The organism is Pseudomonas sp. TE3895, from assembly GCF_056278855.1.
In genome coordinates this window covers 3508011-3520213 of record NZ_JBWBQE010000001.1, presented here as the reverse complement: position 1 = coordinate 3520213, position 12203 = coordinate 3508011, and the positions used below count along the sequence as shown (strand labels likewise).

General features: G+C 63.0%; 9 protein-coding genes. 2 read left to right on the top strand and 7 right to left on the bottom strand.

What is annotated here, in order from left to right; translation table 11 throughout:
* Positions 1-14: 14 nt before the first annotated feature.
* The 4 genes from ACZ889_RS15840 to ACZ889_RS15825 form a co-directional block, all read right to left on the bottom strand.
* Positions 15-1073 (bottom strand): Ldh family oxidoreductase, encoded by a 1059-nt coding sequence (locus tag ACZ889_RS15840; RefSeq protein WP_180688216.1) that lies wholly within the window; start codon positions 1071-1073, stop codon positions 15-17.
* Positions 1074-1108: 35 nt separating this feature from the next.
* On the bottom strand, positions 1109-2650 hold the full coding sequence (locus ACZ889_RS15835) for a UxaA family hydrolase (protein ID WP_003253938.1): 1542 nt from the start codon (positions 2648-2650) through the stop codon (positions 1109-1111).
* A gap of 307 nt (positions 2651-2957) precedes the next feature.
* Positions 2958-3929: a LysR family transcriptional regulator gene (locus tag ACZ889_RS15830; protein ID WP_476257542.1), complete on the bottom strand. Its 972-nt coding sequence runs from the start codon at positions 3927-3929 to the stop codon at positions 2958-2960.
* Between the two features lie 27 nt (positions 3930-3956).
* Complete coding sequence (locus ACZ889_RS15825; protein WP_088512260.1) at positions 3957-4904, bottom strand: LysR family transcriptional regulator; 948 nt, start codon at positions 4902-4904, stop codon at positions 3957-3959.
* A gap of 101 nt (positions 4905-5005) precedes the next feature.
* Here ACZ889_RS15825 and ACZ889_RS15820 point away from each other — a divergent pair, with 101 nt between their 5' ends.
* Complete coding sequence (locus ACZ889_RS15820) at positions 5006-6319, top strand: L-fuconate dehydratase (protein WP_003253941.1); 1314 nt, start codon at positions 5006-5008, stop codon at positions 6317-6319.
* A gap of 66 nt (positions 6320-6385) precedes the next feature.
* Positions 6386-7687, top strand: a complete 1302-nt coding sequence (locus ACZ889_RS15815; RefSeq protein ID WP_180688218.1) for an MFS transporter — start codon at positions 6386-6388, stop codon at positions 7685-7687.
* Positions 7688-7814: 127 nt separating this feature from the next.
* On the opposite strand, the gene ACZ889_RS15810 is transcribed toward ACZ889_RS15815, so the two are convergent.
* The 3 genes from ACZ889_RS15810 to ACZ889_RS15800 all read right to left on the bottom strand — a co-directional run bounded on the left by ACZ889_RS15810 (position 7815) and on the right by ACZ889_RS15800 (position 12095).
* The gene (locus tag ACZ889_RS15810) at positions 7815-9170 is read right to left on the bottom strand and encodes a GntR family transcriptional regulator (RefSeq protein WP_180688219.1); all 1356 of its coding nucleotides are present in this window, start codon (positions 9168-9170) and stop codon (positions 7815-7817) included.
* Complete coding sequence (locus ACZ889_RS15805) at positions 9170-10555, bottom strand: hypothetical protein (RefSeq protein ID WP_476257541.1); 1386 nt, start codon at positions 10553-10555, stop codon at positions 9170-9172. Before ACZ889_RS15805 ends, ACZ889_RS15810 begins: the two co-directional genes overlap by 1 nt.
* 517 nt (positions 10556-11072) lie before the next feature.
* Complete coding sequence (locus ACZ889_RS15800) at positions 11073-12095, bottom strand: zinc-dependent alcohol dehydrogenase family protein (RefSeq protein WP_010953736.1); 1023 nt, start codon at positions 12093-12095, stop codon at positions 11073-11075.
* Positions 12096-12203: the final 108 nt, after the last annotated feature.

Genomic DNA, 12203 nt, shown 5'->3' with positions numbered 1-12203 from the left:
TCCCTTGCTGTGCATCATTGGAAAAGTCCCGGCAGTTGCAACTGCCCAGCCACGCGCTCAAGGTCGGCTATCAGCTGCGGCGAAAGGCTCACACCCTGCTCCAAGGCCTGGCGACGCAGGGCAAGGCCTGCTTGCCCCGGCAGGCGTACCGGGCGTTCGGGGTCGAGCGGGCGGCTTGCCAGAACCAATCCCCCCAGGAAGCTGGTTTCGTCGAGGAACGCCTCCAGGCCGCCGAACATGCGCGGGTCAATCACCAGCGCAGTGGCCGAGGCGCCCCACTGGTCCGGTGCATCCTTGCGCCCATGGCCGGCCAGCCCCGAGGTGAGGGCTTCGACCAACAGCGCAAGGGCAAACCCTTTATGGCCAAAGGCCTGGCCGCCGAGCGGCAGGATGCTGCCTTGCGGGCGGGTAAAGAAATCGCCCGGGTCATCGCTGAGCTGCCCGTCATTGCTCACCAGCACCGGGTGCGGCAGACGTCGGCCGGCATCGCGGCATTGGCCGACCAGGCCAAGGGTGACGGTGGACATACTGACATCCAGCAGGATCGGCTCACCCTGGGTCGGGATACCGGCAGCAATCGGGTTGGGGGTGTACACCGGGTCGATGCCGCCATGAGCACAGACCAGCCCCACCGACGGATCCGACGAGTAGACGATGGCCAGCAACCCTTGGTCGGTGTATGGCTTGAGGTAGGCGGCCAGGCAGCCGATATGGGCAGCGCGGCGTACTACCGCAATACCGATGCCCTGCTTGGTCGCGCCCGCGGCCGCGCAATCCAGTGCCCGGCTGACGCAATAGGGCCCCAACACGTAGTGGCCGTCGAACAGGCTGGAAACACCACTGTCGGCGACCTGTTCCAGCGCCTGCGCGCTGGCCTTGACCTGGCCGCTGAGCATGCCGTCGATGTAGCGGCTGACCAGGTTGAGGCCATGGGTACGGTGGCCGAGCAGTTCGCCTTCGAGCAGCACACGGGTCACCACCTGGGCGACGTCCACGTCGGCTCCGGCTTTCATGAACAGTTGCTCGACAAACGTGGTAAGCGCTTGCACGTTGTACCGTGTGGTTTGAATCATTGCAGTTGCCTCGCAAATGGGACGGGAGCGGTCGATCAGGTCACGGCGCCGATCTGCCACGGGACGAACTCGTTTTGCCCGTAGCCGTGCTGTTCGCTCTTGCTGCGTTCCCCGGAGGCAATGCGCAGCATCTGCTCGAAGATGAATGCGCCGCGCTCCTCGATGCTGGTGGAGCCATCGGCGATGCCGCCGCAATTGACGTCCATGTCCTCTTGCTGGTGCTCGAACACCCGGTTGTTGGTTGCCAGCTTGATCGATGGCGCCGGGGCACAGCCGTAGGCCGAGCCGCGGCCGGTGGTGAAGGCGATCAGGTTGGCCCCGCCGGCCACCTGACCGGTGGCCGAGACCGGGTCGTAGCCGGGGGTGTCCATGAACACCAGGCCCTGGGCTCGCACGGCTTGCGCGTACTGATACACATCGACCAGGTTGCTGGAGCCTGCCTTGGCCACTGCGCCCAGGGATTTCTCGAGGATAGTGGTCAGCCCCCCTGCCTTGTTGCCGGCCGAGGGGTTGTTGTTCAATTCGGCGTTCATACGCTGGCAGTAGTCTTCCCACCAGCGAATGCGCGCCACCAGCTTCTCCCCCACCTCACGGCTTACCGCGCGGCGCGTGAGCAAGTGCTCGGCACCATAGATTTCCGGAGTTTCGGAGAGAATGGCGGTACCACCGGCGGCCACCAGGCGGTCAACGGCATTGCCCAGTGCCGGGTTGGCGGTGATCCCCGAATAGCCATCTGAGCCGCCGCACTGCAGGCCGACCACCAGGTGGCGGGCACTGACCGGCTGGCGCCGTACCTGATTGGCCTCGGCCAACAGCGCCTTGACCTGGGCGATACCGGCAGCGATGGTTTTCGAAGTGCCCCCGATCCCTTGGATGGTAAAGGCGCGCAGTTGCGCACTCGCCTGCAGGCCCTGGGTTTCCAGCAGGGTTTCGATCTGGTTGGTTTCGCAGCCCAGGCCGATGATCAGCACGGCAGCGAAGTTGGGGTGGACGGCGTAACCGGCCAGGGTGCGGCGCAGCAGGCCCAGGGCTTCACCGCTCGGGTCCACTGCGCAGCCGGCACCGTGGGTCAGGGCGACCACACCGTCGACATTCGGGTAGTCGGCCAGCACCTCGGGGTGAATGTCACGGCGGAAATGGTCGGCCACGGCCCGGGCCACGGTTGCCGAACAGTTCACCGAGGTGAGAATGCCGATGTAGTTGCGGGTAGCGACACGGCCATCGGCGCGCACGATGCCCTGGAACTGCGCGGCGCTGCCTGGCAGGCTGCGGGTATCGACACCAAACGCGTAGTCGCGGGCAAAATCGCCCATCTGCACGTTGTGCACGTGCACATGGTCGCCAGCGTCGATCGCCTGGGACGCAAACCCGATGATCTGCCCGTAACGGCGCAACGGCTGGCCTTGCGCCACAGGCTCGGTGGCGAGCTTGTGGCCTGAAGGGATGGGCTGGCGCACGGTAATCGCCTCGGCATCCAGGCGCACGCCCGGCGCCAGGGCCTGGCGGGCGATGACGACGTTGTCCAAAGGGTTGAGGCGGATGACGGCGGGGTCACCGGATTTGGCAATCAGTTGCATGGGACCTCTCAGGGCGGAGCGGCTGACTTCTTGTTATGGCTGTCGCCACTGTAAGAAGCCTGGTGCCGCATTCCCAATGAGATGATCCGATCGAGCGATAACCTGGAGTTATCGCAAGGGTATTTGGGTGCGTGATCTTAAATCGGCTAGTGTGGCGTTTTGCAAATACGGCCAATAACTCGCGAGCGATTTTTGCATTCAGGCAAGGCGTCGCGACGAGTCGTAGCCCAGCTACGGCGAGGAGCGACAACGCCGCATGAGCGCAAAAAGCGCCGCGAGTTATGGTCGTTATTTGTGAAACACCACACTAGGGGCAGATCGCAGCATCTGCCGGGGATTGCCGCCGTCGCTGCGCGCCCTCCAGCAGAGTCTCGACAAACGCCCTGGCGGAGGCGCTCAGCGGTTCATCCTTGCGGGTGACCACACCATACTCCAGCGCGGGCACCTGCAAAGGGCTGCGCAGCTCCTTGAACTGCCCGCTGGCCAACTGCGCGGCCACCATCGAGCGCGGCAGCATGGCAATCATCGGTGCCGATTGCAGCAACTGCAGGAACATGGGCATGGAGATGGTCTCCACGCAGTCGGCAGGCGTGGCGATTCCGGCCACTCGGAACGCCTGCTCCAGGCGGTTGCGGATGGGCGTACCCACCGGGTACAGCACCCACGGCCAATCGCCTAGCGCTTCCAGCGGTGTGTTGTCGAGCTGGTTGAGCGGATGCTCGCTGTTCACCACCAGGCTGAAGGGTTCAGGCTCCAGCGGCTGGAAGTCGAACAGCTGACCGAAGCGTTCCTCGGTGAAGCGGCCAATCATGATGTCCAGCTTGTTCTGCTCGAGCATGGTCAGCAGGTGATCGCTGGAATGCTCCACCACTTCAATCGACAGTAACGGGCTTCGCGCCTTGATGGCGGCGATGGCCTGCGGCAATACCAATGCGGTCGCGGCAAAGATCCCGCCAACGCGGATGAAACCGTGCCCGCCGTTGCGCAGGCGGTTGACCTGGTCGACGAACTGTTGCGACTCGGCCAGGGCACCCTGGGCGTACCGCACCACGTATTCACCCAGCTCGGTGGGGGGCATGCTGCGAGGCAGGCGCTCGAACAGGGCAAAGCCGAACTGCTCCTCAAGGTCACGCAGCATTTTGCTGAGCGCCGGCTGGCTGAGGTTCATGCGCGTGGCAGTGGCGTGCATGTTGCGCGTGCGCGCCAGCGTGTCGATCAACACCAGGTGCTTGTAGCGGATCCAGTTGCAAAAGCTGGAATGGGTCATGTCCGGCGGCATAGACGCAGGGCCTCATGCAGGTGAAAGTTATTGTGCCCGCAGGTAACGCAGCAAGGTATCAAGGGCAACCGAGTTGGGCCGCGAGCGCAGGGTCAGCACGCCGAGGTTGGCCATCGCCAGTGGCAACTCCACCGGCAGGACGGCGACCATGCCATAGCGGGCATAATGCTGGGCCACGTCATTGGGCACCACCGCAATCATTTCGGACGCTTCGAGCATGGCAGTGGTCGCCAGGATCGAAGCGGTTTCGACGATATCCAGCGACTGCACCATGCCGCCGGCCTGTAATGCGCTTTCGACGCGACGGCGCATCGGGCTGCCGATGGGGTGCAAGATCCACGTCAAGCTCACCAGGTCGGCCAGTTGCAGCCCTGTGGCTGTCGCCAAGGGATGACCTGCGCGAGCAATCACACGCATCTGCTCACCGCCGTCGAACAGCTCGATATTCAGTTCCTGGCTGTCGCTCTGATCCGGCAGGCGCCCCACCACCATATCGAAATCACCGCGTAGCAAGGCCGGCAGCAAGGTGTCGCTGGTGCCCACCTCCAGCGAGATACGCACCTTGGGCTGGTCGCGCTTGTAGGCCAGCACCGCCTTGGTCAGCACGCCCGGTACCGGGCCCATGACGCTGCCCACCCGCACCAGGCCCAACGCTCCGCGCGCCAGTTCGGCGATTTGCGCCTGGGCATGATCGAACTCATGCAATGCGTTTTGCGCATAGCGAATCATCACCTCGCCATACAGCGTCGCTTGCATCCCCCGGGGCAGGCGCTCGAACAAACGTACCCCCAGGCGCTCCTCAAGCTGCTGTAGCAACAGGCTGGCGGCCGGTTGCGTGGTGTGCATCGCGGCGGCGGCGCGGCGCAGGTTGCCGAATTCACCCAGGGCATTGAGCAACGTGATCTGACGGCTGGAAATCTTCAAGGCACCGAGGCTGGCAGGCGCCTGGGCCTTGTCAGGTGGCAAGCGAGACATATCGAATCCGGTATCACTGATTAAGATTTGGCGATTATGCCTGTATCGCTCGACAACCTACAGTCAGCTCTCCCTGGGCCTGAACAGAACAAGAGTCGACCATGAGCATACGCATTACCCACCTGAGCGTTCGCGATATCCGTTTCCCCACTTCGCTGTCGCTGGATGGCTCCGACGCCATGAACAGTGCCCCCGACTATTCGGCGGCCTACGTGGTGCTGCACACCGACGCTGCAGCCCTCGAAGGCCACGGCCTGACCTTCACCATTGGCCGTGGCAACGAGATATGCGCGGCAGCGGTGCAGTCGCTGGCCCCCTTGATCGTCGGCCTTACGCTCGAAGAAATCAGCGCCGACATGGGCGCTTTCTGGCATCGCTTTACCGTCAGCGACAGCCAGTTGCGCTGGCTGGGCCCGGAAAAGGGCGTGATCCACCTGGCCACCGCCGCCATCATCAACGCGGTGTGGGACCTGTGGGCCAAGCACGAGGGCAAGCCCGTGTGGAAACTGCTGGCCGACATGACGCCAGAGCAGCTGGTGCGCTGCCTGGACTTCAGCTACGTCACCGACGTGCTCACCCCCGAAGAGGCCATCGCCCTGCTGCGCCGCCAGGCGCCGGGCAAAGCCCAGCGCGAGGCACACATGCTGCGTGAAGGCTACCCCGGGTACACCACTGCCCCGGGCTGGCTGGGCTACAGCGAAGAGAAAATGCGCAAACTGGCCCGCGAGGCCGTGGCAGACGGCTGGACCCACATCAAACAGAAGATCGGGGCCGACCTGGAAGAAGACATCCGCCGCGCCAGCATCCTGCGCGACGAAATAGGCTGGGAACGCACCCTGATGATGGATGCCAACCAAGTGTGGGGCGTCGAAGAGTCGGTGGCCAACATGCGCCGCCTGGCCGCCTTCGAACCGCTTTGGATCGAAGAACCGACCAGCCCCGATGACATTCTCGGCCACGCCACCATTCGCCAGCGCATTGCGCCAATCGGTGTCGCCACCGGTGAGCACTGCCACAACCGGGTGATGTTCAAGCAGATGTTCCAGGCCGGCGCACTGGACTTCTGCCAGCTGGACGCAGCCCGCCTGGGCGGCCTTAACGAGGTCCTGATCGTGCTGCTGATGGCCGCCAAGTACGACGTGCCGGTCTGCCCGCACGGCGGTGGCGTCGGGCTGTGCGAGTATGTGCAGAACATCGCGCTTTTCGACTACATCGCGGTGTCTGCCTCGCTGCACAACCGGGTGCTGGAGTACGTCGACCACCTGCACGAGCACTTCATCGACCCGGTGGTGATCCATCGCGGGCGCTACATGCCGCCACAACGCCCTGGCTACAGCATCGAGATGCACGCTGAGACCCTGGAACGTTACCAGTACCCCAACGGCGCAGTGTGGCTCGACATCAACCGTTCCTGACCCACAGACCTGAGTGTGCCGCTGCTGCGCGGCACACCACCAGCACTTTTCACGGGGAAAAAAACAATGACAACCCTCACCCGCGCAGCGGCTTGCGCCCCTGCCACCACCCATGAGCAGCGCTTGAACGGCCTGCTGCTACGCAAATTGATGCCACTGCTCATCGTCGTCTACGTGATGAGCTTTCTTGACCGCACCAACATCGCCCTGGCGAAAGCCAGCATGGGCATCGATCTGGGCCTTTCGGCAGCAGCCTATGGCCTGGGCGCGGGCTTGTTCTTCCTCACCTATGCCTTGGCCGAAGTGCCCAGCAACCTGATCATGCACCGGGTGGGCGCGCGCTTCTGGATCACCCGTATCATGATTACCTGGGGTTTGCTCTCGGCGGGCATGGCCTTCGTTCAGGGTGAAACCTCGTTCTACATCATGCGCCTGTTGCTGGGGGTAGCCGAAGCTGGCCTGTTCCCCGGGGTAATGCTGTACCTGACCTACTGGTTCGACCGCGAACAACGCGCCCGTGCCACGGGGTACTTCCTGCTGGGTGTGTGCCTGGCCAACATCCTTAGCGGCCCGCTGGGCGGTGCCCTGCTGGAGCTGGACGGTGTACTGGGCTGGCATGGCTGGCAATGGCTGTTCGTGCTCGAAGGCCTGCCCGCCGTAGCCCTGGCCTATGTGGTGTGGAAGAAGCTGCCGGACGGTCCGGCCTCGGCGCCTTGGCTGACGGCTGCCGACGCCCAGGACATCGAGCGCCGCCTGGCGGCAGAGCAGGCGGCCGCACCGCAGCAGAGCAAGCTGGGGCAGATGTTCCGCGACCGGCAGATCTGGCTGGCGATCGTGGTCTACTTCGTGCACCAGATCACCATCTACACGGTGATTTTCTTCCTGCCGGGCATTATCGGCACCTACGCTGCGCTTTCGCCCTTCCAGGTCGGCCTGTTGACAGCGGTGCCGTGGATTGCAGCAGCCATTGGTGCAGCGACCTTCCCACGCCTGGCCACCTCGCCGCGCCGCTGCCGCACGCTGCTGTTCTTTGGTCTGCTGACCATGGCGGCCGGATTGCTGCTGGCATCGCTGGCCAACTCGTTCATCGGCCTGATCGGGTTTTCCCTGACCGCGCTGATGCTGTTCGTGGTGCAGTCGATCATCTTCGTCTTCCCCTCCAGCCGACTGAGCGGCAGCGCGTTGGCGGCGGGCCTGGCCTTCGTCACCACTTGCGGTCTGTTTGGCGGCTTCGTCGGGCCGTCGGTGATGGGCTTGATCGAGCAGACCACCGGCAGCACCCGCAACGGGTTGTGGATCATTGCCGCGTTGCTGGTATGTGCGGCGCTGGTCAGTACCCGTTTGCGTCAGGGGCAAGAGCACCCCTGAGGAGTACTCAATTTACCCCCCCTGCAGGTGGCTCTTTGTGCTGCGAGTGAGCCTTGAGATCTTCAGGCCGTCATTTCACTTGTCGGCCCTCTCGCAGCACTTGGCGGCACCTGCAAGCGTCTTGATTTCAATTTGAGAAGCGGGTGTTTCGCCCGCAGCGCACCTCAAGCGCCTGCGCCAGTCGCCTTACCGCCAGTTGCAGTTCATCCGGGCGCCCCCCCAGCCAGATCAGCGCAAGGTGTTGAGGGTAATGCCCCGGCAGGCCAAACTGCTCGCCCGGCAGTGCGTGCAATGCAGAGCCTGCCAACGCTGCGGCAATACCGTCCCACGCCAGCGGCTGGCAAAAGCTCACCCACAGCATTTGCCCACCTTGCGGCATGTCGAATACCACCCGTTGGCCGAATTGCGACTGCAGTACATGCGCCAGGTATTGCGTACGCCTTTGCAAGTCTGTGCGTTGCTGTACCAGCTGCGTTTCGATTTCCCCCTTGCCGAGCATGTGAGCAAGCGCCTGCAAACGTAGCGGCGCAAGCCGAAACGCCCGTTCAGCGAATGCCTTGGCCAACACGGTGTCACGGCTCAGTAAATAGGCATACGGCGCCTCTGCCCCCACTGCGGCCTCGAACGTGCCCATCACCAGAAGCCAGCGCGGGTCGATCCAGTCACGCAGGCGTGTGCTCGGCGGCCCGTCGTAACAGAGCTCGCTGTCCAGGTCGTTTTCCAGCAGCCATACAGGGTGCTGGCCAAGCAAAAGACCAAGCTGCTGCTGGTAATACGGTGAAACCAGCCGACCTTGTGGCATGCCCAGGCAAGACGGCATGACCAGCAGGCTTACCGGCTCGCTACCCAGCAGGTTGGCCAACGCGTGCAGCTCGGGGTTGCCACGGGCATCCAGTGGTGTTTCCAGCACGCGCATGCCGGCACGCGCCAGGGCGCGCAACACTTGCCAGCAACAAGGCGAATGCACCAATGCGGTACCACCTTGCAGGGCCAGCGCCGCAAGCAGCGTCTCCAGCACCGCCAGCACATCGGGAGCTAGCTGGACATCATCGGCATGCCAGTACTGATTGGAGCAGCGGGTGTATCGCTCAGCCACAGCATTGCGCAAACGGGCGCTACCCAGCGCTTCCCAGGACGCAACGCTGCGATCACGCTGACGGGCCAAACGCCGTTCGTGACCAAGCAGCATGCGCTCCAACAGTGGCTGCGTCGGCAAGGGAGGCTGCCGGGCCACGGCCACGGCCTGATCTTTGCCACCGCTCTGTACGTAATAGCCCGACCTCGGCAGGCAGTGTACACGGCCCTCCTCTTCCAGCAGGCTGTAGGCACTTTGTACCGTGGCCAACGACACCCGCAGCCGCCGGGACAGCTCACGCAATGATGGCAACCGGCATGTGCCAACGCCTGCAGCTTGTTCGATCAACGCTTCCAGGTAGCGATACACCTTGCGATACGCGAACTCGCCTGGGGCCGCTCGCCCCATCAAGGCAGCCCCGCAACACCACGCCGCCGCCCCAACGCCAGCTGCGGCAGCAGCCTCAGGTGTACATCGCGGCGGGCCAGGTTGTTAAGCAGGCGCCATCCCGCCATCGGCAACTGCCCATCATAAATTTGCCGCAGTTGCCCCAACGGCAAGCCACTGGTATTCACCAGCCAGGCTTTGACCGCCTCAGGGCAGGGTTTGCCTTGCAAGGCCCTGTGCAGGTACGGCAACGCCACCACCATGTCGGCGTGCCGACACTGCAAGAACCGCTCGAGGTTTTTCCCCTGCCTGGCAAACGGACTGAACAGCAGGCACACCAGTTGGGCCTGATTGATGCCGTAGGCTTTGCCAAATAGCAACGGCGCGGCGTCACGCTGCTTGCTGCCACCCGCCTGCCCTGCCAGCCTCAGCGCCGGGCGCCCGGCCAGCGGCTCCAGACTGCGGGCGCGCAGTTCATGCAGCTGTGCCGTGGCTAGCGAGTCAACGAATTCGGACAGCGGCAAAGCATCCGCAGCCGTCTCGAAGTGACAACCCAGCATCGCGTCAAGCTGCTGCTCTTCAAGCAAGTGCGGCAACAGGTCATCAATAGCAATCAGCCGCACCGGCGCACGCTCCGGTACGGCGCCTGGAACCGGCTCGTGCTGACCACCCGGTGCGCCCCCAACAGCACCGTGCAATCGGCTCAGCCCTTGGGCCAGCGCCGCCAGGCACTGGTGCACTGCATGCGAGCCACGCACGCCGGCCAGGCGCAGGCTACGCCGGGCCCACGCCAGGTATCGGCGCCGCTGCAGCCCGGGCATGGCGGTGACCAACGCATCGGGAGGCACCGCTGCCTGCAGCGCCTGAACCACGGCCCCCGCCAGCTCCAGGTGCAGGCGGCAGCCCAGCAGGGCTTCAGGCCTGGCATCGATCATGTGGCCGAACATCAACATCGCGTCCCTCGCCAGCAGCCAGCGCTCAGGCATTACCGAGTGCCGACGACTGAACGGCACCACTGCGCACCCCTCGATCATCTGCAATTGCACCCGCGGGTCATCCTGCATGAACAACGCGCTAAAACTGCGCTCGTGAGCTTCCAGCGTGGCGCTATCGGCAACCGGCAGGCTGACCACCAATACCCGCAGCTGGAAGGTTACCGGCGAACGCAGGGCAATGCTCAGTTGCGCGGCACGCAACATGGCCAGCAGCCGGCTGCTATGGCGGTCGCTCCCTTGCAATACCTGCAAGCTGAAAGTACCGATGTACTCCGGCCCGCCTGCAGCGACCAACAGGCGTTGTATCAGCAACTGCAAGGAAGCGCGCTGGGCCTGGGACATGTGGTTCAACAAGCGCTCGAGTACTTGCTGGTAGATATAATGCATCGCCTGGTCGTGAATAGCAGTCACGCAATCACCTCATCAACTTCATGCAGCCAGCGCATGCGGTACCCAACACTTGAACGTGAACATGCGCCGAACTTACCTAGAAGAAATTTCTTACAACAAAATGAAAGTAATGACGTAACCCTTCACTGTCGCCAAGCCATCGAGAAGAAACCACCCCTGCGATGGCCTGTCGCTGTCACATGCTGCTCTATATCAGGCATAGCCATGCTCATCCCACGTTCCTTGCATAAACTATCATTGGGCCATTATCGAGAGGGAGGCAGCATGAATTGAAGATACAGTTCAGGGTAAAAAAACCATTCAGCATCCGTGTCAGTTCACAGTGACTCGCAAGGCAAAAGCGTTCAAGGCTGATTATTTGCCGGGATATTTCTGACAGCCCGAAAGCTACGGACTTATATGTAGTCCATATCTGGGTTTATTGTAGGAACAGTCCTACTTTAAGTGTTGAAACACTTTACCCCGCGCATAAAAAACCCGGGACCTTGCCCGGGCTTTCCGCTTGCGCCATCCACCATCAGTGTTGCGCCATGTCCAGCACGACGCGCCCGCCGCACGGGCATTGGTCCATGTAGCGATGCGCCTCAACCACCTGCTCGAACGGGTACACCTTGATGATCTGCGGTGTCAGCAGCTGATCGGCGGTGAACTGGTTGATATCGCGCAAGGCACGCTGCAGTGCCACCTGGTCCTGGCTGATGCCAAGCTCTGGCTTGCCGGTGAAATTACCGATGCAGTGCACATAGAACTGAATGTTCTTCTGGAATGCCGCGCAGGCCGGGAACGGCGTCTGGTTGCCGCCTTGCAGACCGTACAGCACCAGGCTGCCACGCGGCGCCAGCACATCACCCAACAGCGACATCTGCGGGCCGCCCATGCCGTCGAGCACCATGTCCACACCACGGCCATCGGTGTACTTGCCAATCTGCAGCAGCAGGTCTTGCTCTTCGGTGACGATCACTTTGTCTGCGCCCAAGCCCAGCAGGTAGTCACGCTGCGCCGCTTCCTTGGTGGCGGCGAATACTTTCAGCCCCAGGGCCCTGCCCAGCTGCACGAAGGCAGGCCCGGCGCAATGGCTGGCATCGGTGACCAGTGCTGTCTGCCCGGCCTTGGCCCGTGCCAGGTCGACGTAGGCGAAGTAGGCGATCAGCAGCGGGGTGTAGTGCACGCTGGCCTCGATCGGGGTGAGCACATTCGGGTAGCGCGTGATGGCTGTACGGGGCAGTACGATGACATCGCCGTACACCGGGTGATCGTTGGCACTGGTGGCCGGGAAGCTGGCGACCCGATCACCGACGGCAATGTCATCGACCCCTTCCCCGACCGCAGTCACCACCCCGGCCATTTCGTGACCGATCCCCGCTGGCAGACGCGCCTGGGACGGTGCCAGATTCTGGCGCCAAAGCACGTCATACCAGCTGACGCCAACCGCTTCGACGCGGATCTGCACCTCGTCGGCAGCGGGTGACGGTTCGGCCTGCTCTTCGCAACGGAGCACGTCGGCAGCACCGAACTTGTGGAAACGGATCATGCGGGACATCGCATACCTCGCCTTTGTGAACCTCTAATTACCACTGACTCTATCCGGGCTTTGCCCGTTAGACCATCAGTGGGCATTAATAGTCGACATGCTTGTCATCGATTGGGC

What these genes read in the sequence shown, in the direction of transcription:
- ACZ889_RS15835 (WP_003253938.1), bottom strand. Translation starts at nt 2,650, where the DNA reads ATGCAACTGATTGCCAAATCCGGTGACCCCGCCGTCATCCGCCTCAAC.
- ACZ889_RS15830 (WP_476257542.1), bottom strand. Translation starts at nt 3,929, where the DNA reads ATGCCGCCGGACATGACCCATTCCAGCTTTTGCAACTGGATCCGCTAC.
- ACZ889_RS15815 (WP_180688218.1), top strand. Translation starts at nt 6,386, where the DNA reads ATGACAACCCTCACCCGCGCAGCGGCTTGCGCCCCTGCCACCACCCAT.
- ACZ889_RS15820 (WP_003253941.1), top strand. Translation starts at nt 5,006, where the DNA reads ATGAGCATACGCATTACCCACCTGAGCGTTCGCGATATCCGTTTCCCC.
- ACZ889_RS15800 (WP_010953736.1), bottom strand. Translation starts at nt 12,095, where the DNA reads ATGTCCCGCATGATCCGTTTCCACAAGTTCGGTGCTGCCGACGTGCTC.
- ACZ889_RS15825 (WP_088512260.1), bottom strand. Translation starts at nt 4,904, where the DNA reads ATGTCTCGCTTGCCACCTGACAAGGCCCAGGCGCCTGCCAGCCTCGGT.
- ACZ889_RS15810 (WP_180688219.1), bottom strand. Translation starts at nt 9,170, where the DNA reads ATGGGGCGAGCGGCCCCAGGCGAGTTCGCGTATCGCAAGGTGTATCGC.
- ACZ889_RS15840 (WP_180688216.1), bottom strand. Translation starts at nt 1,073, where the DNA reads ATGATTCAAACCACACGGTACAACGTGCAAGCGCTTACCACGTTTGTC.